34 protein-coding genes are annotated in these 18,252 nt (G+C 28.6%); all 34 read right to left on the reverse strand.

What is annotated here, in order from left to right; genetic code table 11:
- Window positions 1-110: 110 nt before the first annotated feature.
- Window positions 111-497, reverse strand: coding sequence for a hypothetical protein (locus LQK79_RS00005; RefSeq protein WP_053243216.1), 387 nt, complete (start codon window positions 495-497; stop codon window positions 111-113).
- Between the two features lie 50 nt (window positions 498-547).
- Window positions 548-721: a hypothetical protein gene (locus tag LQK79_RS00010; RefSeq protein ID WP_157055801.1), complete on the reverse strand. Its 174-nt coding sequence runs from the start codon at window positions 719-721 to the stop codon at window positions 548-550.
- An 81-nt stretch (window positions 722-802) separates the two neighbouring features.
- Window positions 803-1,096 carry a hypothetical protein gene (locus LQK79_RS00015; RefSeq protein WP_053243217.1) on the reverse strand — a complete coding sequence of 98 codons (294 nt, stop codon included), beginning with the start codon at window positions 1,094-1,096 and terminating at the stop codon, window positions 803-805.
- A gap of 44 nt (window positions 1,097-1,140) precedes the next feature.
- Complete coding sequence (locus LQK79_RS00020; protein ID WP_053243218.1) at window positions 1,141-1,344, reverse strand: hypothetical protein; 204 nt, start codon at window positions 1,342-1,344, stop codon at window positions 1,141-1,143.
- Between the two features lie 68 nt (window positions 1,345-1,412).
- Entirely contained in the window at window positions 1,413-1,781 is a 369-nt protein-coding gene (locus tag LQK79_RS00025) for a hypothetical protein (RefSeq protein ID WP_053243219.1), read from the reverse strand.
- A 14-nt stretch (window positions 1,782-1,795) separates the two neighbouring features.
- The gene (locus LQK79_RS00030; protein WP_053243220.1) at window positions 1,796-2,452 is read right to left on the reverse strand and encodes a metallophosphoesterase family protein; all 657 of its coding nucleotides are present in this window, start codon (window positions 2,450-2,452) and stop codon (window positions 1,796-1,798) included.
- On the reverse strand, window positions 2,445-2,618 hold the full coding sequence (locus tag LQK79_RS00035) for a hypothetical protein (protein ID WP_157055802.1): 174 nt from the start codon (window positions 2,616-2,618) through the stop codon (window positions 2,445-2,447). The genes LQK79_RS00030 and LQK79_RS00035 overlap by 8 nt, the downstream gene beginning before the upstream one ends.
- A 34-nt stretch (window positions 2,619-2,652) precedes the next feature.
- The gene (locus LQK79_RS00040) at window positions 2,653-2,859 is read right to left on the reverse strand and encodes a hypothetical protein (RefSeq protein ID WP_053243221.1); all 207 of its coding nucleotides are present in this window, start codon (window positions 2,857-2,859) and stop codon (window positions 2,653-2,655) included.
- Between the two features lie 24 nt (window positions 2,860-2,883).
- Window positions 2,884-3,177, reverse strand: a complete 294-nt coding sequence (locus tag LQK79_RS00045) for a hypothetical protein (RefSeq protein WP_053243222.1) — start codon at window positions 3,175-3,177, stop codon at window positions 2,884-2,886.
- 5 nt (window positions 3,178-3,182) lie between these two features.
- Window positions 3,183-3,431, reverse strand: coding sequence for a hypothetical protein (locus LQK79_RS00050; RefSeq protein WP_053243223.1), 249 nt, complete (start codon window positions 3,429-3,431; stop codon window positions 3,183-3,185).
- A gap of 62 nt (window positions 3,432-3,493) precedes the next feature.
- Window positions 3,494-4,054 carry a hypothetical protein gene (locus LQK79_RS00055; protein ID WP_053243224.1) on the reverse strand — a complete coding sequence of 187 codons (561 nt, stop codon included), beginning with the start codon at window positions 4,052-4,054 and terminating at the stop codon, window positions 3,494-3,496.
- A 78-nt stretch (window positions 4,055-4,132) separates the two neighbouring features.
- Window positions 4,133-4,405: a hypothetical protein gene (locus LQK79_RS00060; protein WP_053243225.1), complete on the reverse strand. Its 273-nt coding sequence runs from the start codon at window positions 4,403-4,405 to the stop codon at window positions 4,133-4,135.
- Complete coding sequence (locus tag LQK79_RS00065; protein ID WP_053243226.1) at window positions 4,398-4,577, reverse strand: hypothetical protein; 180 nt, start codon at window positions 4,575-4,577, stop codon at window positions 4,398-4,400. The genes LQK79_RS00060 and LQK79_RS00065 overlap by 8 nt, the downstream gene beginning before the upstream one ends.
- A 152-nt stretch (window positions 4,578-4,729) precedes the next feature.
- A complete protein-coding gene (locus LQK79_RS00070) occupies window positions 4,730-5,230 on the reverse strand; it encodes a hypothetical protein (protein ID WP_053243227.1) in 501 nt (166 codons plus the stop codon).
- Between the two features lie 185 nt (window positions 5,231-5,415).
- Window positions 5,416-5,691, reverse strand: a complete 276-nt coding sequence (locus LQK79_RS00075; RefSeq protein ID WP_053243228.1) for a hypothetical protein — start codon at window positions 5,689-5,691, stop codon at window positions 5,416-5,418.
- Between the two features lie 295 nt (window positions 5,692-5,986).
- The gene (locus LQK79_RS00080) at window positions 5,987-6,145 is read right to left on the reverse strand and encodes a hypothetical protein (RefSeq protein WP_157055803.1); all 159 of its coding nucleotides are present in this window, start codon (window positions 6,143-6,145) and stop codon (window positions 5,987-5,989) included.
- 15 nt (window positions 6,146-6,160) lie between these two features.
- A complete protein-coding gene (locus tag LQK79_RS00085) occupies window positions 6,161-7,462 on the reverse strand; it encodes a helix-turn-helix transcriptional regulator (protein ID WP_231014950.1) in 1,302 nt (433 codons plus the stop codon).
- A gap of 306 nt (window positions 7,463-7,768) precedes the next feature.
- A complete protein-coding gene (locus LQK79_RS00090) occupies window positions 7,769-8,002 on the reverse strand; it encodes a hypothetical protein (protein WP_053243231.1) in 234 nt (77 codons plus the stop codon).
- Between the two features lie 256 nt (window positions 8,003-8,258).
- Window positions 8,259-8,564 (reverse strand): hypothetical protein, encoded by a 306-nt coding sequence (locus LQK79_RS00095; protein ID WP_053243232.1) that lies wholly within the window; start codon window positions 8,562-8,564, stop codon window positions 8,259-8,261.
- 142 nt (window positions 8,565-8,706) lie between these two features.
- Entirely contained in the window at window positions 8,707-9,333 is a 627-nt protein-coding gene (locus LQK79_RS00100) for a hypothetical protein (protein ID WP_053243233.1), read from the reverse strand.
- Between the two features lie 623 nt (window positions 9,334-9,956).
- Window positions 9,957-10,544: a hypothetical protein gene (locus LQK79_RS00105; protein ID WP_231014951.1), complete on the reverse strand. Its 588-nt coding sequence runs from the start codon at window positions 10,542-10,544 to the stop codon at window positions 9,957-9,959.
- A gap of 29 nt (window positions 10,545-10,573) precedes the next feature.
- Window positions 10,574-10,735 (reverse strand): hypothetical protein, encoded by a 162-nt coding sequence (locus tag LQK79_RS00110; RefSeq protein ID WP_231014952.1) that lies wholly within the window; start codon window positions 10,733-10,735, stop codon window positions 10,574-10,576.
- Between the two features lie 12 nt (window positions 10,736-10,747).
- Window positions 10,748-11,092 carry a hypothetical protein gene (locus tag LQK79_RS00115; RefSeq protein ID WP_231014953.1) on the reverse strand — a complete coding sequence of 115 codons (345 nt, stop codon included), beginning with the start codon at window positions 11,090-11,092 and terminating at the stop codon, window positions 10,748-10,750.
- A gap of 44 nt (window positions 11,093-11,136) precedes the next feature.
- On the reverse strand, window positions 11,137-11,268 hold the full coding sequence (locus LQK79_RS20800; RefSeq protein WP_269144016.1) for a hypothetical protein: 132 nt from the start codon (window positions 11,266-11,268) through the stop codon (window positions 11,137-11,139).
- A gap of 12 nt (window positions 11,269-11,280) precedes the next feature.
- Window positions 11,281-11,439, reverse strand: coding sequence for a hypothetical protein (locus tag LQK79_RS00120; protein WP_231014954.1), 159 nt, complete (start codon window positions 11,437-11,439; stop codon window positions 11,281-11,283).
- A gap of 23 nt (window positions 11,440-11,462) precedes the next feature.
- On the reverse strand, window positions 11,463-12,509 hold the full coding sequence (locus tag LQK79_RS00125) for a C40 family peptidase (RefSeq protein ID WP_231014955.1): 1,047 nt from the start codon (window positions 12,507-12,509) through the stop codon (window positions 11,463-11,465).
- An 82-nt stretch (window positions 12,510-12,591) separates the two neighbouring features.
- Complete coding sequence (locus LQK79_RS00130) at window positions 12,592-13,140, reverse strand: hypothetical protein (RefSeq protein WP_231014956.1); 549 nt, start codon at window positions 13,138-13,140, stop codon at window positions 12,592-12,594.
- A gap of 48 nt (window positions 13,141-13,188) precedes the next feature.
- Complete coding sequence (locus LQK79_RS00135; RefSeq protein WP_231014957.1) at window positions 13,189-13,473, reverse strand: hypothetical protein; 285 nt, start codon at window positions 13,471-13,473, stop codon at window positions 13,189-13,191.
- Window positions 13,474-13,485: 12 nt separating this feature from the next.
- Window positions 13,486-13,854, reverse strand: coding sequence for a hypothetical protein (locus LQK79_RS00140; RefSeq protein ID WP_231014958.1), 369 nt, complete (start codon window positions 13,852-13,854; stop codon window positions 13,486-13,488).
- Window positions 13,851-14,516, reverse strand: coding sequence for a TrkA C-terminal domain-containing protein (locus LQK79_RS00145; RefSeq protein ID WP_231014959.1), 666 nt, complete (start codon window positions 14,514-14,516; stop codon window positions 13,851-13,853). Before LQK79_RS00145 ends, LQK79_RS00140 begins: the two co-directional genes overlap by 4 nt.
- Complete coding sequence (locus LQK79_RS00150) at window positions 14,516-15,484, reverse strand: hypothetical protein (RefSeq protein ID WP_231014960.1); 969 nt, start codon at window positions 15,482-15,484, stop codon at window positions 14,516-14,518. The genes LQK79_RS00145 and LQK79_RS00150 overlap by 1 nt, the downstream gene beginning before the upstream one ends.
- Window positions 15,485-15,870: 386 nt before the next feature.
- On the reverse strand, window positions 15,871-16,473 hold the full coding sequence (locus tag LQK79_RS00155) for a RusA family crossover junction endodeoxyribonuclease (RefSeq protein ID WP_231014961.1): 603 nt from the start codon (window positions 16,471-16,473) through the stop codon (window positions 15,871-15,873).
- Window positions 16,474-16,664: 191 nt separating this feature from the next.
- Entirely contained in the window at window positions 16,665-16,991 is a 327-nt protein-coding gene (locus LQK79_RS00160; RefSeq protein ID WP_231014962.1) for a hypothetical protein, read from the reverse strand.
- Window positions 16,978-18,192, reverse strand: coding sequence for an Alp7A family actin-like protein (locus LQK79_RS00165; RefSeq protein WP_231014963.1), 1,215 nt, complete (start codon window positions 18,190-18,192; stop codon window positions 16,978-16,980). Before LQK79_RS00165 ends, LQK79_RS00160 begins: the two co-directional genes overlap by 14 nt.
- Between the last annotated feature and the right edge of the window lie 60 nt (window positions 18,193-18,252).

The raw sequence follows: 18,252 nt of genomic DNA on the forward strand, positions 1-18,252 counted from the left end.
ATTAAAGTTAACCTTTTTTAATCTCATAAAAATAATAATTATTTTTTATTTCTTATTGACATTTCTTAGCTGGACTTAATTATTCATATCACTGGTCTTTGAATTGTGTATTAAGATATCATGCTTAATAATGTGTCAAATAAAGGTTTATGTTCTTTTATGATTTCATCAAGTAATTTTTCATTATATTCTATTACGCCGTTATGGTCACATTCAAATGCTCTTACTGATTCCCTTTCAATAATAAAGTAATTTCCAGATTCTTTTCTTAGTACAAATAATAAATTTTCGTGTCCAAAGCTTGTAGACCCTTTATGATAAAAGCATTGAACCCTATTCCAGTTTGTACTCTTACCATCTATAATATAGGTATTATCATTGTTTTTTCTTCTACCATCATATTTTTTTATATCAATACTTTTCATATATTCTTCAAATATTTTTGCTAATTGTTTTGTTTCACAAGTTTTCCAAAGCTTTATCAACTTTTCTTGCATTTTTATTCTCCTTTCATAGACCAGCTATGCCTTATTTGAATTCTAAACTATTAACCAATAATAAACATACCTACTACGGTTTTTATTGAACTATAATATTTCCCTATTTCAAGATACCAAAAATCATGCTTTTCATGATTTTTGCACAAATAGAATGGTAAATATAAAGTTGCAATTAACCACGCTATAAGCGTTATAAAATAATACAATATTTTTCTTATCATTTAACTTTATCACCTCATTTGCGACGTATTTTATTCAGCTCTTGAAACTGTTTTTGAATTCTGAAATTAAATTTATGAACTTTACTCTTCTGGAAGATCATAAGTATCTTGTTTATTTTTAGCATGAGATTCTAGCTTCACAGAAAGTCCATCAATAATCTTATACAATTCATCGATCTTATTACAAACCACTTGGAAATCCTTCAAGCCAGTGCCTATTATTTCATCATTAACCATTCCTTTTAAAGCACCTTGTGGCGTTGTATAGTAACCTAGTCTCTTCCACTGTTCTTCACCTTTAACTACCATCTTTTTAAGGATGCATATATTTCTATCATCTACAGCCTCAATTTTAATATCATTACTTATTTTCATTTTTTTCATCCTCCTTGTCTTTAAAATTTAAAAAATGTTTTTTATCAAAATAATGTCAACTGTTCATTAATTTGAGTAGGCTTATTGGTCCAACTAGAGCATCCCATTGTTTTAAGCTCATTGTCCGACTGTATCCACCCGCATATTTTTCCTCTTTTATCCGACCTGCATCCGTACATATAACAAGTTCCATCTATTTTCTTTTCATCTTTATTTAAATTTGTGCAACCATGACAGCAATACTCCATTCGATCCACCATCCTTTATTATTTTTATAAATAAAAGGACATCTAAGTGTAGACATCCTTTTATCTTTTTATAAATTCTTCAATTCAATTCCTGTTTTAGGATCATATCCTAAACGTTGCCTTAATTCTGTAAATCCCCATGCACATTTGCCTGTACGATTAGTATATTCTTCAGCAAAACACCTTTTGTAAAGTCTTATATCATCAGGAGTTATATCATTGTTTAATAATTTTTTATTTACTATATCGGCAATTCTCTTGTTTAATTGCTTTTTACCATCTTCAGTTTTACCATTTATTTTTATGTTTTTATCCTTTCTGTCGTAGTATTCAGTTTTTATTGAACTAGCTATACAACTTACTTGAATATAAGAGAACTGTTTTATAGACATTGAATTCATATACTCTAGGATATTTTTAGTAACCCGTCCTTTCATACCAACTGCCTCCTTTAAACATAGAACTCCTTCATATCATCAAGCCTTAAACATGCTAATTTGCCACCTTGAAAACAGCTACCACAATCAATATAAATTGTTCCCTGTCTTTTTAATATTTGAGGTGTATTAGAATTATCTAATATAGCCTGCACAGGAGTATGACCACATATTACGGTATAATCTTTATATTGCTTCTCGATACCTATGTTATCTCTTGTCCACAAACAGTTTTGTTCATCCTGTTTTAGAAATTGTTCAAGCTCTATTGAGCTATAGTTACCTGAAAACTTCAAACCTGCATGAACCAATATAAATTTATCGACTACTTTAATAATCGGCAGTCTCTTAATATAGTTATAAATCAGCAGTTCCTTATCAAATCCTTCTTTTAATAAACTGAAATGCGTGACTTGTCCTCCATTGCAGTACCATAAATTATAATTACCTGTTTCAACGGCTTCTTCAAACATTTTTTCGTGATTACCTTTAAGCAAAGTTATGTTTTTGTGCCCTACTACATAATCTAATATTTTTAATGATCCCGGTCCTCTATCAAATATGTCACCTATTATATACAATTCATCATTGTTTGTGAAATTAATTAATTTCAACATACTTATAAATTTTTCATAACATCCATGTATATCTGACATAACGTATTTACTCATCCTTATCTCTCCCATCATTAAGATTAAAAAGTTCTTCAATTTCACCATCTTCTGCAAACCAATCATCATTTTCACAACGTACTGCACCAAATTCATAATTAAGTTTACCACCACATTCTGGACATCTAAAATTATCAAAATCACTCTGTTTATAATTACCTTCCATAAGCACCGTCCTCCTTATAAAAAAGAGCAGCTACCTACTCAAATTTCATAGACAGCTGTTCTCCCTTTTTTTCTTTTATTTCTTGATTATTTTTGGCTAATAAGCATACTGGATAAGTATATGCACTTTTGTCAACTGTTATATTTACAGTGTCGCCGTTATTATATATTGAACGAACATATCCTTCTAATATTTCTCCTTTATATTGAAATTTAACTTTCTTACCTATATAAACATCCATATTGAAGTACTTCCTCTCAATCTATCATATCCAAATTTCTACGATTACAGGATCGTCGCTTTTAAATCTATCAATTTTATAAAGACCCTCCGGCAGTGAATTTCTACATTCCTCTAATGTGCCTTTAACTACGCAATATTTTGTAGCAAATGAATTGCCAAGCTGTCTATTGATTTCCCATAGCCTAACAACGTACTTGTTTGCAAAGTCTTTTGGGTTTTTATATATGGTAAACAATGCGATATTACCTTTTATACAAATTCTTTTTGCATGATAGAAATTTATGCCTTTAAAATTTTGTAAAATTACATTTTTCAAAATATTCACCTCATTTTACAAAAATATTTTTTTAAATTGTATAAAACTTTGTTTAATTTACAGCGATATTTTTCAAATGTATAACTTAGTATTATTCTTTGGAAAATATTTAGTTTTACATAATTTTCTATAAAATCAACTCCCATGTGTACTTTTTTATTTCTTGCCATTCCACATTTATATTCGACAATATCACCAGGTTCTGCAAATACTCCATATGGTGACTTTATTTGCTTTATTACTTTTAACTTCATTCTTACCCCTCCAATAAAAAAGGATTAACATTGAAAGTTAATCCTCCTAGTTTTTATACTTATTAATCCACTACTCCTGTACCATAGAATTCACCCATAGTTAAGCCTCTTTTTAACTTAAAAGCTTCACTAACCATGATCCTTCCGTATTTTTCATCATTGTTTTCCCAATAAACCATTTTCCAATTGTATTTTGGATTGTCATATTGTTTGTCTTTATAATCAACATCCTTATAGCCTTTATATTCCTTCCATTTACTTTCATCAACCGCTATGTGCTTTTGATCTTTAAAATCATTTATACTAATATTTTTGGTCTCTTTCGCTTTATTAACAAATTCTAGTTGTTTAATTTCATTAAGTGACAACTGTATTTCATGAATATTTCTCCTATTGGTACAACCATCTGCATAACAACAATAGCCATCAAGTGTCTCTTTAAAATCATTAAGATTGATATTCCAATTTACTTTTTGAGCACACTCTTCACAAATATAACCCCATGCATATTTTATGTTTCCAACTGGTATATCCTTGTTTAATTTACTTATGTCAAAAACTTTTCCATTCCCTGTTTCTACTGTAAATTCATCAAAAGTCACGCCCTTATATTTTACTTTCATAATAAAAACTGACCTCCTATTCATTTTTTATTTAAAATTATCAACGTTTCTTTAATAAAAAAGGACTAACTTTGAAAGTTAATCCTCCTTAATATTTTGATTAAATATTTCGCACCACTTATTATACAATTCTTTCTTCTTTTTAATTTTCAAAGCCTTTTCCTTAAGCTGCTTAAGTGAAGTCATATCTTCAATACTCAAAACATCATCAATATTTATAGTATCAAAAGATGCATCATTTAAGTATCTTCCAGCAAATTCACTTCCATGCTCCAAAGCTTCATGAAGTTCATTCCAATTTGGATATACATCCTTACATTGACTTTTGAATTCTTCTGAATAATTAATCATTTTTACTCCTCCTTGATCGAAATTTTCCTAGTTTTCTTCTTTTCTGTGAAAGCTTGTATCTATTCCATTCACGCTTCCAGTGTTTAGCTTTAACTGGATTAATTGCAACACATGCAGCTTTTAGAATGTTTTTCTTTACTCTTTTTTCAAGCCATTGATTTATGCTTAACATTTTAATCTCTCTCCTTTAAAATTTTAATTCTATAAAAATAGAGAAGCCAAAGCTCCTCTCTCAAATGTGACAGTCAACTATGGTTAAGTTCAGCTCTGGATCTGCTTTATCAATAAAGGCTTCTTTGAAGCTTTTATTCCATTTCTTAGCTTCTACATCCGTTTCTGAACTACAACCAAACCTGCCCAAGTTCCAACGTATGAAAGCATTTTTTTATCACTGGTATAGAAATCTCCACTACCTTGTCCGTTGCCTACAGCTGTTAGCAGTGATAGGGGATGTAAAATCCAACCATCATCATATGAAGGCAAAGCTTCCATATCTATAAATTGCTTTTTATCATGGTTTAAAATATACTTTGATAATTTTTTTGTAGGTTTAGCCTTAATCTTTTTGAATGTACCATCAGAAGTACAATCATATAAATTGCCTTTGTATCCTTCAGGTATAAACAGACCATCATCAGCATAATCACCAGCCCACACAATTTTATCTTTATACCATTTTCCATCAGGTTGAAGTAATCCTTCAACTGCAAGCATATACTCATTTGGTCTAAATGAATGTTCTGTAATCTTTGAAAATGAATTATAATCCATATGATCTACAAATTCTCCCTTTGTAATATTTACTGCTTTAAAGTATTGTCCCATAGATAATTCCTCCTTTAAATTTAAACAAAATAAAAAACCGCATATAAGCAGAAAATGCCTACACACAGTTTTGTTAGCCAATTTGACCTAAAAATAATTTGTTGCTAAAAAGAATAGCAAATACTAAATGTATCTACTATTCTTTATATGTCATTTTTCGGGTTTTATCAGAGGAATTTATATAATTATTTTTTGCTTCGATTTTCATTTTTATCAGAATCAACTAATCCCTCTACATATTCTATTTCTTTCTTTATTTCAGTTATTTCTTTATTTGTAATTACAAATTTATTATTATCAATTTTATAATTGATTTCAAAAAACTTATTATAAAGATCTACCAGCTTTTCAGCAAATTCTCTTGATAATTCATCATTAAATAATGAAATAACATAATCTTTTATGCTGCTCCACTCACTAATAATAAACCTTTTCTTAACTGGTGTATCTGAATTTAGCATAGTTAAATTTGATTCGGCATTTTGGCAGCAAGATCCTAAGTTATCTATTAATTATCATTATTAATAAAAAGGCAGGTTAATTCCTGTCTTTTTTATTAACCTTCTCAAAGTGTTTTTTTATTTAGATACATAAAAAAGGTAGCTAGAAAGGTAACTCAACCAATTGCTCTTATATTAATTTCTGCCTTTAAACTCTTTAATTATTCTAAAATATCCTTATACAGAGTTTGCAAAACACAAAAATCTTATAATAAAAAAGCAACTTGGTTTTGTGCTCCAAATTGCTTTTACTTCGTTAAAATATAAATGGAATTACTTTTACAGCCTTAGCCATAGCACCTCCTGTTATATAAGCAATATTACTTGTAATTTGTGTATTTACACCTATAAATACAAACATAAGCAGCATACAAGTAAACAATAGTAATGCTTTCTTACGACTTAATTTTGACATATTCAACACCTCCCATTAATTTGTTTTAAGTACAAAGTTTATAAGTTCCTTAGCCGTTTCAACGTTATTATCAATATAAAAAAGCACCAATTTGTGAACTAGCATATGATTTATATTCCCCTGTTTATTAAACAAAGAAAATAACGTGTACTTTATACTGTTCATTTCCTTTACTTTGTTTTCAACTGTATACATTTCTATTAAATCACATAATATGTCATTTTCCAAAACATAGTTTTTTTGTTTTTCACATAAATTCAAAGCTTTTGAATAAAATTGCTCAGATTTTTCTTCATTACCAAAACTTCTATAAAATTTACCAACATGAAAATAAATTTCTGATAAATAAGGACTATCATTATTGACACTATTTAGCCTTTCAATAACACAATTAAAGTTTTCAAGAGCTTTATCCTTTTCCTGCATGTCTAAATAAACATTTACGATATTCAATAACACTGTTACATACCTATCTACATAATTACTTTTAACCAAGCTTATCAGTTCATCAAATACCTGTAATGCCTCACTATAACGCTTCATTGAACACAAACAAACAGCCTTGCTATCTAGTATTTTAAATAATTTTAAATTATCATTTCTATCTACTAATTTTTCAGATATCTCAAGGTTTTGCAAAGTCTTTTCAAAATTATTCATATAAAAATAAGATAAAGCATTGTTATATGTAAAAATCACTTTATCATTAACTGAAATATCATCAAAGCGATTTAATATAAACTCACAACATTCAATGCTTTTTTTATAGTCACCTATATATACATAAACCATGGATAGTTTCCTTGAAAGTGGTATTAATTCTCTATCTAAAAACACCCGATTAATTAATGCTAAAGCTTTTTCATAATATACAGCACCTTTATACATCTCATTATTATTACAATAATAATCTCCGGCTATTTTATATATCTTTAATTTTTTATCTTTTATGTCCCAGTCAATTAAAAAACTTTCTGCTTCTTTGAGTGTTTTAATAAAGCTATCACCCTTAGAAATGCTTAAAGTGTTTAGCTCTTCTATATAATTATCAAGAGCTTTATTAGCTTGTACAATTTGATTTTCCATTAAATAATCAACGGTCTCATCAACTTCAAAGCGCCTTTTTTTAGCCAATGCGGTTAAGTTTTTTATAACAACCTCTGCCGTTTTTTTAGTAATACTTGCTTTATTAGTTTCAATCTCACTTATAAGATTTCTTGTTATCTCACTTCCCGTAATTTCTTCCTGTTTCAAACCATACTTTCTTCTAATTTCCTTTAACTTATCACCGTCCGATAGCACTATATTTTTTTTCATTTAAAAACCCTCTCATTTTGTAAATTTGTAACTATTTATATAAATTATACCACATGTATTTTTTTATGTAAATAGCTTCTATTACAATTACATTCCTTGGCTAAATAAGCCATTATAAAAAGCAGCTGGATGATATACTATCCAACTGCTCTTATACTAATGTGCTATTCGAGGAGGAGATATTTATGCATAAAATAGGAGGTAAACCAGATAAATGTACTTACCAATGTACTATTTGTGGTGAAATTGCAGTTCTTGATGATGATAGTGATCTTTACCACTATACTCAAAGTATCATAAAACTACTTATAATAAGTTATAAACAAAAAAGCATCCGCTTAAATTAATAAGTGGCTGCTTAAATACTAACTCATTTTTTTCTTTTAAATTCTGAATTTCTTCTTCTGATAATTCTGTCGTTTTTGCTACTAATTCAATACGCATCTCCATTTTCAATAGGTTTTCCGCAACTTTAATTACACCTGATTTAATCATTGTATTTTTGTCATGAAGCTCAGCTTCTCTAGCTTCATAAGCCATTCTTACTTTTTATCCTTACTTATTATTTCTAGATAGTTATAAGTATCTTTAATATCTGTGCTTTTCTTTGCAAGTATCAATTATCAATTTATTATATGGTATTCTTACTAAATCACCTTTACGATTGTTCTACTACACATACTGTTTAATGACTTCTACATGTGCTTGGTGAAGCCTTATCATTACAGCCACAGCAATGTATTCCATCGCATCCTGCACTGTCTACAATATCTGTAGTATTTTTGTGAATTAATTTTTATAACTTTTTACCTGTTAGTTCCTTAATGAGTTTATCAAATATTTCTTGCCTATTCATATTCTTTAAGTTTCTAATGGTTACGTGTTTACTAAAAGTATCTTGTATGAATTTCTTAACTGAATAATCAATGTCCCTTGTAACCTGTAGCAAGTCTTTCATTGAGTTTATTGAATAAGTAGCAATAAATTTTGGGTCAAGCGATTTAGAGGCAACATCAATGGCATTATTAATATTTAAAGATTTAGAATTTGGGTTTTCTGCTATCCACTGTGATAATATATCTTCATCAAAACCAATTTTCAAAGCTAAACATAATCCAGTAGGAAGCTATAATTTAGCATGAAGACTTTCTTAATAAAAAGAATATTATTTCATAAAGATATATTACACTAGATAAAATAGAATATAATAGGACAGGTTTAAATGCCCGTCCTATTTCTTTACATTAAAGATAAAATTCTGTGTAAACACTTTCAGGATCATTACTTACAGCCACTAATCCAATAGGAGTGATTAGATAGTCTGTTATAATTCCATCTACATTAGTAGCTAATGTCCTTGAACTATCAATAATACTATAATTACTACTTTGTTGAGACCAAGAGAAAGTAACTGTATTACCAGATAAATAGCTTGTTATGTTACTACAAGATGAAAATCTATTACTAACATAACTATACTGAACTCTAACATGAAAACTAGTACCTACCATTGGACCTCCATTAACCTTATCTTGAGTACCTGTACTCATGGTGTAAACTGTACCATCAGGTTTTATTTGATTTGAAGAATTGATTTTTGCATTGGCGTTAAATTTTTTGAGTGTACTTTTAAATGAATTATTAACCTCATCTACAACTTTTTCGGCTTCTGCAAGACTTTTCACTGTTGTTGGTTTTACATTTGCAGGTAATTTACTATAAGGAATAACTTGTCCAGTATATTTACCCACTTTTACAGTACTTCCTATTTTAGATGTTGTGGCAGCGCTAACAGTATTTTTAGCGGGCACAACGGCAACGGTAGTCGATAGAATTAACACTGATAAAATAATACTAAATACTTTTTTCAAATTAACCATCTCCTTTTACATAATATTACATTATTCTTTTTGAAAAGTAAACATTTTTTTTTAAATTTATAAAATTTTTCAAGTAAATATTGAATAGTATATATATATATATTATTATAAATATAGTAAAAAGGAGGAGATTAATTTGGAGATAAATAGTATATCTATCTTAATATCAATTACTAATATAATCCTATTTTTCGTATATGTAGTATTATTTGTGAGACTATTTAAATTTTTAAGAAACTATAAAAAAGATTTTGAAACCATTAATTTAAAATTAGAAGAGATCTTAAAAAAATTAAAATAATTTACTATACTTAATATGATGTATTATTAGCTTTTCTGCAAACTGGTTTTTATTAATACTATAGATTATTAATTACTATGAAAGTTAAAATCGGTGTAGAAAAATTCAACACAAAATTTACCTATTAAAATAAAGTGGCTTCCCGTGGTATAGTCCTCTACTGGAGGTCATCTTTCTGTTTGTTATTGCTTTTATTGATCAAAAAGTAAAATTTATTTAATCCAAAATACCACTTACAATTGTTGTTATCCCAATTAAAAATGCAATTACAAAAATAAAGCACCAGAAAATCATAATTAATTCACTCCTAGTTTTAGAAATCAAAGCTTAATTTAGTATTATTATCTGAATTATCACTGCTACTAATAGCACTATCTTTAATTGAGCTTTCCGAATTTACATCTTCACTTTCAATGATCTTATCGTCCTGAATATTAAGGAACTTCTTAATAAGTTCAGCATTGTTTTCCATGTTCATAAGAACACTATAAAGGCGTTGCTTACTTATATCATCAAAATTTTCTCCAAGAGCTTCAAATATTCCGCTTAACTTAGTCACCTGCCCTCCTACAGTTTCATCTATAGTATCGCATATAGCCAAAATACCAGGAGCATAATCTAACTGTGCAAGCTTGTCTATAATTCCTTTGTTGATTTCATCATCAACTTTTGATTTTATAAGCTTTAGTTGCTTTTTTAACTCTTTTTTTTCACTGGTCAGAACCTCTTTATCTGAATTTACAACTTCAAGCTTATTTTTAAGCTCTTGTATCTCCTTATCTTTCTCTTCCTCTATTTTTGCTCTTTCTTCAGCTCTAGCACTTTCAACTGCCTCCTGCCTTTCATTTTGTGCTGCTATAAGTCTTTGCGCCATCTCCTCTGCTGTTAATTTTCCATCCATAATGCACCACCATTCCTTATAAAAGATTTTTAATTAAAAATTATAGTATCACCTGTAACTTTCCCATTTAGCAACCTTGCCATAGATCTGTATTCTTGGTCAATATCTTTAATAACCATTCTTACACCACTGGAAATTAGTTTCAGAACTATACTTTTCATCTCAAAATTATTCATTTCTTTGTTATTCATCTCCCACTTACCTCACATAAATTTTATAATATCCTGGTACCTATCAAATTGAGAACTACAAAGTATTGTTTTATATTCTTTAGGCATATATACCAAATCTACATTTTGATTCTTTGCTGTTTTAAGCAAAATTAAAAGTATATTTACTGTGATCTTGTCTATTTTCCTATCTTCAGTTAACTTTATTATTGTTAACTCATTCTTAAAGCTATATATACGCTTAAAGTTCGTATAAATTTTCGCTTTATCCTCAATTTCTTTCAAATCATTGTTTTCTGTAACCACTACAAGTTTCTTTCCTGATCTTAAACTGTTTATTATACTTTTTTCACTGGAACAATTAATTACCTCTTCCATTGCCTTTATTCATCTCCATTTCTATTTATTGATCTTTACATTTTTCATATATTTCTTCTTTCAATTTCTCTTTTCCACTTATCAGCTCTACTTGCTGCTTTAAGACAAGTAGTAGTAGCTAATAAAATAGTTCCTATTAAAACTGCTATAATTGCAATTAAAGTTTTAATTAACATACATTTCTCCAATCAAATTAATATATTATAATTTTTACATATAAATTTTGTAGGAATAATAAGCTTTTGACCATTATCTTCTAGTATTGCCTTACCTCCAAATATTTTTTGAATTGTAAACATGCATATATTCCCCATAAAATTACATATTATCTTATCACCTGCTTTCATACTTTCCCCCCATTTCATCTTTTTTACTTATTAATCCTTTTAGCAATAGAATATCCGCATCCTTGAACGGAAGATATCTTTATAACATCCCCTGTGTGAGGTGCTTGAATATATTGATTTCCTCCAATGTACATTCCGACATGATGCGGAGCCTTAGTGTCTCCAAAGAAAATCAAATCCCCTGGCTTAAGATTTCCAGTAACAGTTGTACCAACATTAACCTGTTCATACGTAATTCTAGGAAGATTAATACCAAAATGAGCATACACATATTGAACAAAACCAGAACAATCAAATCCACTCTGAGAGGTGCCTCCCCACAAGTAAGGAACTCCAAGAAAATTTTTGGCATAATTAACTACATTATCATCACCATAGATTAAGTGTCCTGCTAAAAGACATTGATTGTAAACATTCACCGAATTTGATGCATTGTCTTGAGGTATCTTTAAAGAATTCAATTTTATCAGTGCCTCAGCTTGCTTAGATTTATCTGATTGTAGCTTATTTAACCTATCTCTATTCTCATTAAGCAGTTTTTGTATTTTATCCCTATCTGAAAGTAATTTATTTTGCTTATTTTCTATATATTTCTTATCCTCATGAACCTTTTTCATGACTTCTTTATTAGCTGTAAGCACTTTATTTACAGCAGTTGTTTTACCAATGAAGTCAGCAAAATTCTTACTTTCAAGAACTGCATTTAGTAAAGTTACTGTACTGTCACCATTCTCATAAATAGCCTTTGCAGTATCCCTATTTTTTAGCTCATCATCTTTAAATATTTCTTCTCTATCCCATATTTCTTTACTTGTTATCTTTACGGAAGCATTTATTTTACTTATATTATCAGTGTTTTTATTTATATCAATCATAGTGTTTTGAATCTCATTATCTGTTTTCTCCATTTGAGTTTCTAAATCACTAATTTGTTTAGTTACATCACTGGATTGATTACTAGTATTAGTAACGCTATCTACAGGAGCAGCCTTAACAAGGACATTACTTCCCACCAAATTAAAAATCAAAGCATTGGTAATTATCAAGCTTACTATTTTCTTTTTTCCCATCAACTCATCCTTTCACTTAATTTTTTGTATAAAAAAACAGCCTATAAAGACTATTTAAGTTTTTTATTAGATTAATGCTTAGCTATTCTGATACTTCAATTACTTCAAATCCTAAGTTTCCAAATTGATTACATAACTTTTCTTTAAGCTCTGCCCATTCCTCATTAGGCAATGTTAATCTTTTACAACTCCATTTTATTTTATTCAAATAATTGTCAATTTCATCTTCTTGCAATTTTTTAAACTTATTACGTGGTAGTAAATTTTCTATTCTATCTAAAGAACAAGATATATTAAAAAGGTATTGTTTAATATCTTTTAATTCTTTACGATTTATTTTTATCTTTTTTTCTTGTATTTTTATTCCACCAAAGAGCAAACCGCTGTATGTTAGTTCCGACCAATCACTCGAATAGTAACCATCTTTTAATTCCAAGCCCAAATGAGTTAATTTTTCTTTAATTACTTGATTTAAAATGTCTTTAATATTTACTTCATTTATTTCATTATAGAATTTTTCAAAATAGCAATATTTTTTATTGTCACAATCCATGTCTTTTATAAAAGCATCATAATTCTTAGTTTCAATATACGAATTCATCTTGTTTATATATCCTAAAATATCATTCATAATCATAATATATAAATTGCCCCCTCAAAATTTAATATCACCTGAACATTACAACTCTTCACTTTCATTCTCACCTACTATTAACTCATTTCTACGCTTATTATCTCTCCAAAGCATAATCATAAATATTCTTTTAACAAGATCTGCAAGAAATGTACTAAAGATAGTTACTGCAAAACTTATCGCCGCAGGTACAAGTACATTAGCCACAGCAAATACAGTAGTAATTATAGCCCCAACAATTGATACTACAACAGAGGCTTTTTTAGCTTTAATAATTTTTTTCTTTAGTTTTTTAATTTTTTTATCCAAGTCTTTTATTTCTTCATCCAAAATACCACCCCTTTATTGAAATGAATTCCATTTGCAGTGAGGATTGAAAGAAAGCCTAAATAACGTATTTTCTTCACGTTCGAATATTATTCCATTAGTTTTCTTTTTCAGAATTATAGCATAGCTTAGTCCTTCATCCTTATAATCAACTATGTCGAATTTATTATCTAGTACATCAAAAATGTCACTGCATATACGATTGCCATTGCTATATATTATCTTATAGCTTGTACCTACAGTAGCTCTAAAATCCTCTATTACCCAAAACACAGGTACTTTAATAAACTGTATTCTTTTTTTCTTTTCACTGGCCTTTATATACCTTTGATACAATATTTGCTCTTCTTCTGTGAACTCTAGTAATTTTTTTACTGGAATCACTTTTTATCACCTTCTTTCTTGATAAAACACTTTTTAATTGTATTTAATTTACAGTACACTAAGAGATTATCTCCTAACTCCATCTTATAATCAGCTTCGGGAAACTCTATTATTTTATTCCCCTTATCAATATTAAGAACTTGTATTCCCATTTCTTTAAGGGGACTCTCCTTAATGGTTTCTCCAACAAACTTAAACATTCTATCGATATACAAGTTATACAAGCCATATCCATTATTTTTCGATAAGAGATAATATACATTAGTTTTATTTACTGAAAACCATCTATGCTTAATAAATTCTTTTCTTAGCTTCCCTTCAAGTATCATTCTATTTTTTATGAACATAAATAATACAAGCAGCACAATTAAGCTCTTAACAATTAAACTTTTAGTTATTTCAGATTTAGTTAGATTAACTATTATTGAGAAGAGTGTTACATTACTCACATATGTGAATATCATGGCAAACAAAGCTAATTTTCTTCTCACTGGATGCTGGACAATAATTTCGCTTTCTTTTGTTGAATAACCTGTTGTTATCATTGTGATAACTTGATATTTTGCTTTTTCATGAGGAACACCAGTCATTTCAAAGGCTATGCTTAATATCTCTACAATCAAAAGAACAACAATTACATATACAATTAAAGCTAGCAGCATTAAACTAAATCCTCTAGCTTTACAGTTCTTATAGGTATTCTTGGTATTTCACGTTCTAATGATTCTTTTTGATTTTCTAAGCACAGTAATTCTATTTTAGTTCTTGTAAATGTTGTATTATACTTATACATATCTTTGTACTGCCTTAACTTTATAACTTTTTCCATATCATTGTTTATCATCACAATTATGTTAATTCCATCATTTGTTTTATAATCTACAAAAACCAGCTCAGACTTTACAATGTTGTTTTTACCATAAATCAGTTCAGCAGCCATTCTATTAACATCTTTCGTTCCATACAGAATTAAAAGTTCTATACCAAAATCAGTTAATGGTAATAGGAGCTGTTCTTTTACTCCCAAATCCTCCATCTGTTCTTTATATACACTCATTGCATTTCCATCTTCAGCGAATATAATTACTCTATCAATTTTATTATTTTGAACATTTTGCTTTATCTCCTCACGTATCCTATATACCAATCGTTGCTTTAATTTTTTTCCTTTTGAAGGATTTTTAAGCTTTCCAATATTATATATATAATATTCACTGGAAAAACCCTCACTGGTTTCGGTTGCTTGTAATTTGCGTGTTATACTCCCATAATACAATGCTTTCATTTCAGCTTTATTAGTCTTGATTTCCCAACTTGGATGTATTTCATATGCTTTTTCAAGTGGCAACATTATTTCACCTATTTTAGCAATTCTATTTCTTGTTTCTTTACTTCCGTTTACGTTTCTTACAGGTATTCCAATATTATTAATATACTTTTTCCCTTCACTGCCTAGATAACTATAACTGTTATTTTTTAGAATATATCCTTCATCTGCCAAGTCTTTTCTTCTATATCTTGCATATCTTTCATGATTTTCATATATTCTATTTACTGTTTCTTTATTTAGCACTCCGAATCTAGCTAACAACTTCAAATATTTTATGTCTCTTTCTTGTAATCTAAGCATTTTTTATCACCTTCAATCTTCTTATAGTTTTGTATATTTATTATTTTAATTTTATATTTATACTTAGCATTTTATATGATTTATAGTTTTTCCTTTAATTCTTCACTGGTCTTTTTTTGTTTCTATAAAAGGATTGTTTTTATATCATAATTTTTATTTACCTATACAGTAAACTGCTCCTTGGTGTCATTAAGACAGAGAGTGCCTATAAGCTGTCTAGATTTTTCAATTTTCATCCCCTCAAAACGCTTATTTTTTCTATGTTCTTTTGACTTTTGCCATTATGGCAATTACTAACCTATGGCAAAACTAACACTTTGCCATAGGTTTTATATACTTCAAACCCGCATTTTACCGTTGTGCTTTTTTATATATTTTGCCATATGTTACTTCATTAATTCTGACACTCTTTTTTTCATATCATCTAAGTAAATATAAATTTCTGTTCTAGGGTTTTCATCATTTTTTTCAATCTCAAAGCCGAAACTTCTAATGTATTTTATGCAATCATCTTGAACCAAACCGCTCCTATAAATTCCATCAAAAACCGGTTTGAAATATTTATTATCTAAATCACAAGTTCTACTTTTGACTGGAATAAACATTTTAATCCAAACAAAAACTTCATTTACGCTTTTAAGATTAAGTGATCTTAAAGCATTACTAATAGTGGTTTTCCACTTTTCAACAAAATAGCCTGCTCCTTTATTAGTTGTCTTAATATAAATAATTGGCAGGAAATCAAATATAGTAAGTTTTATTCTCTCTTTACTGCACTCAATCTCATACTTAATTTCTAATTCCTTTTGCATCTTTTCTGCCAGATCATATGTTTCTGGCAACAACTTAAGTACTTCTATTCTTTCCTCTGCAATCTTATATAGGTTCATCCTTAAATCCTCAAAACATTTGATTGTATGGATTATCTCTTCATTTTTTCTTGTCTTTGCAAATGTTGTATCTTGGTACATTAGTCTATCTTCATGCAATTATTATCAGCTCCTTCACTTTCTTTTTTACATAAAAAAAGACCTGCTATATTTATTAGCAAGCCTCTTTTACATTTTATTTTTAATTAATCCTCATAGTTAATATAAAATCATTTCAAAGCTAACAAGTTTAATTGTTCTACTTGTATTTACATACCACTTAGTTAGTATAAAATTTGAGTTATTATATCTTAGAAATCACCTTCACCATTTAAATCATCATCATCTATTCCAGATTCAACATTGTCAACTTTCTTAACAATGTTCCCTTCTATCAATTTATCTTCATTTACAGCTTTCTCTTTTACAATAATACTTTTAGGTGAAAGATTATCAATTTTGTTTTCAATATTTTTTAACTCCTTAAGTATCAACTCTGTACTTTCCTTTTCTTGTACCAGCTCTATTATATATGAAGTCAAAGCATGTTTTGAAGCTTTTTCATTTAAAATTTTATAAACGTTCTCTGGTAATATCTTAGCTTGTATGGCAAATTTATTTTTTTTACTGTTGCTCATTTTTTCTACCTAGCTGATTTACAGAAAGTATTTCTAATGATGCTAAATTAATTGTTCTTGGAGTTGGTTTAAATATCTCTGAATTTTCATCATTGAATAATTCATCTAGAAACAAATGATTTTCTTCCAAAGCTTTCTCTGTAATTATATTTAAAAGTGAGTTCTTCATGTATGGCTTCAAAATTGGAGTTTCACCTCCAAAATATATAAATTTAACAACTCTATCCTTTTTTCTAAATGCACTGAATATTTGCGTTATAAGCTTATTTGCATACTCTTGTAACATCTCTACAATTTGCTTTGTAAAATCATATGTTTTTCCTGTATTTAAATCTTCTAAAATATACTTTTGTTTACTATAATTTCTTACAATAAAACTCTCTAATTCTTTTACATTTGAGAAATATTGTAGTAATTTTTCTTTTCTAAAAGTTTCTAATTTACCTAAAAAAGGCTCTATATCAATAACCTTAAAGCTGTCCCTTTCTTTTGGAGCAGTAAGCCCTTTCACAAGCAAAACACAATCTGTAGATCCTCCACCTACGTCACATAGTACTGTTTCAAAATTTTGAAACATTTCAATTTCTTTTCTTTTTTCAATTTTTATCGTATTACTTTCTTCTTGAACCATCCTATATTTCAAAGCAAAGCGAGCAACTTCACCTTCTATCTTACATTGAGAATTTTTTACTTTTATTTTTATTTCTTTTTCCATTCCCATAGTAAGTACTTTAACCTTATGTTCTCCAATAAAACGATTAGCCATTTCATTTTGTGCTATACTAAACTTCTCAGCTCTCTTGAGCAACCATATCGGAAGCATCATCATCATACTATCTATTTCTACTTCATTATCTGTATCTTCAGCTTTTATTGTATTGTAATATGATATTGCAGCTAAAAATGATGCATATGGTATAATACTGTGTATTTTGTCATTCATAGTATTAACGTGAGATTTTATCTCATGTCCTTCAGCAAACTTGCCTACGAGATAAAACTTCTCATTTTCGCCTTCTCCTGTTGAAATCATAATTCTATCTAGTAATTCTTTCTTTTCAGTTATGGGGGAAACAAACATCCTCTCAGCATCTTGCTTTGAAATTTCTGCAACACTTGTAGTTAATTCAAAATAATATCCGTCAACCAAGAAGTTATTTGTTGAATTACCAAAATCAGCCTCTAATCTTCCTATTTTCATTCTATACATCTTCCTTATCAATAAATTATAAGTACTACTTAAATACTACTTATAATTATA

The organism is Clostridium guangxiense (assembly GCF_021043395.1).
Lineage (GTDB): Bacteria > Bacillota > Clostridia > Clostridiales > Clostridiaceae > Clostridium_S > Clostridium_S guangxiense.

Bases quoted from the DNA above. Each gene is read 5' to 3' on its own strand.
- LQK79_RS00055 (WP_053243224.1), bottom strand. From the start codon at position 4,054: ATGAAAGTAAAATATAAGGGCGTGACTTTTGATGAATTTACAGTAGAA.
- LQK79_RS00020 (WP_053243218.1), bottom strand. From the start codon at position 1,344: ATGGAGTATTGCTGTCATGGTTGCACAAATTTAAATAAAGATGAAAAG.
- LQK79_RS00050 (WP_053243223.1), bottom strand. From the start codon at position 3,431: ATGAAGTTAAAAGTAATAAAGCAAATAAAGTCACCATATGGAGTATTT.
- LQK79_RS00130 (WP_231014956.1), bottom strand. From the start codon at position 13,140: ATGAATGATATTTTAGGATATATAAACAAGATGAATTCGTATATTGAA.
- LQK79_RS00085 (WP_231014950.1), bottom strand. From the start codon at position 7,462: ATGAAAAAAAATATAGTGCTATCGGACGGTGATAAGTTAAAGGAAATT.
- LQK79_RS00070 (WP_053243227.1), bottom strand. From the start codon at position 5,230: ATGGGACAATACTTTAAAGCAGTAAATATTACAAAGGGAGAATTTGTA.
- LQK79_RS00010 (WP_157055801.1), bottom strand. From the start codon at position 721: ATGATAAGAAAAATATTGTATTATTTTATAACGCTTATAGCGTGGTTA.
- LQK79_RS00120 (WP_231014954.1), bottom strand. From the start codon at position 11,439: ATGAAAGCAGGTGATAAGATAATATGTAATTTTATGGGGAATATATGC.
- LQK79_RS00005 (WP_053243216.1), bottom strand. From the start codon at position 497: ATGCAAGAAAAGTTGATAAAGCTTTGGAAAACTTGTGAAACAAAACAA.
- LQK79_RS00015 (WP_053243217.1), bottom strand. From the start codon at position 1,096: ATGAAAATAAGTAATGATATTAAAATTGAGGCTGTAGATGATAGAAAT.
- LQK79_RS20800 (WP_269144016.1), bottom strand. From the start codon at position 11,268: ATGTTAATTAAAACTTTAATTGCAATTATAGCAGTTTTAATAGGAACT.
- LQK79_RS00125 (WP_231014955.1), bottom strand. From the start codon at position 12,509: ATGGGAAAAAAGAAAATAGTAAGCTTGATAATTACCAATGCTTTGATT.
- LQK79_RS00065 (WP_053243226.1), bottom strand. From the start codon at position 4,577: ATGTTAAGCATAAATCAATGGCTTGAAAAAAGAGTAAAGAAAAACATT.
- LQK79_RS00115 (WP_231014953.1), bottom strand. From the start codon at position 11,092: ATGGAAGAGGTAATTAATTGTTCCAGTGAAAAAAGTATAATAAACAGT.
- LQK79_RS00160 (WP_231014962.1), bottom strand. From the start codon at position 16,991: ATGAGCAACAGTAAAAAAAATAAATTTGCCATACAAGCTAAGATATTA.
- LQK79_RS00075 (WP_053243228.1), bottom strand. From the start codon at position 5,691: ATGCTAAATTCAGATACACCAGTTAAGAAAAGGTTTATTATTAGTGAG.
- LQK79_RS00110 (WP_231014952.1), bottom strand. From the start codon at position 10,735: ATGAATAACAAAGAAATGAATAATTTTGAGATGAAAAGTATAGTTCTG.
- LQK79_RS00035 (WP_157055802.1), bottom strand. From the start codon at position 2,618: ATGGAAGGTAATTATAAACAGAGTGATTTTGATAATTTTAGATGTCCA.
- LQK79_RS00080 (WP_157055803.1), bottom strand. From the start codon at position 6,145: ATGTCAAAATTAAGTCGTAAGAAAGCATTACTATTGTTTACTTGTATG.
- LQK79_RS00165 (WP_231014963.1), bottom strand. From the start codon at position 18,192: ATGAAAATAGGAAGATTAGAGGCTGATTTTGGTAATTCAACAAATAAC.
- LQK79_RS00025 (WP_053243219.1), bottom strand. From the start codon at position 1,781: ATGAAAGGACGGGTTACTAAAAATATCCTAGAGTATATGAATTCAATG.
- LQK79_RS00060 (WP_053243225.1), bottom strand. From the start codon at position 4,405: ATGATTAATTATTCAGAAGAATTCAAAAGTCAATGTAAGGATGTATAT.
- LQK79_RS00105 (WP_231014951.1), bottom strand. From the start codon at position 10,544: ATGGATGGAAAATTAACAGCAGAGGAGATGGCGCAAAGACTTATAGCA.
- LQK79_RS00030 (WP_053243220.1), bottom strand. From the start codon at position 2,452: ATGAGTAAATACGTTATGTCAGATATACATGGATGTTATGAAAAATTT.
- LQK79_RS00090 (WP_053243231.1), bottom strand. From the start codon at position 8,002: ATGGCTTATGAAGCTAGAGAAGCTGAGCTTCATGACAAAAATACAATG.
- LQK79_RS00145 (WP_231014959.1), bottom strand. From the start codon at position 14,516: ATGCTGCTAGCTTTAATTGTATATGTAATTGTTGTTCTTTTGATTGTA.
- LQK79_RS00040 (WP_053243221.1), bottom strand. From the start codon at position 2,859: ATGGATGTTTATATAGGTAAGAAAGTTAAATTTCAATATAAAGGAGAA.
- LQK79_RS00150 (WP_231014960.1), bottom strand. From the start codon at position 15,484: ATGCTTAGATTACAAGAAAGAGACATAAAATATTTGAAGTTGTTAGCT.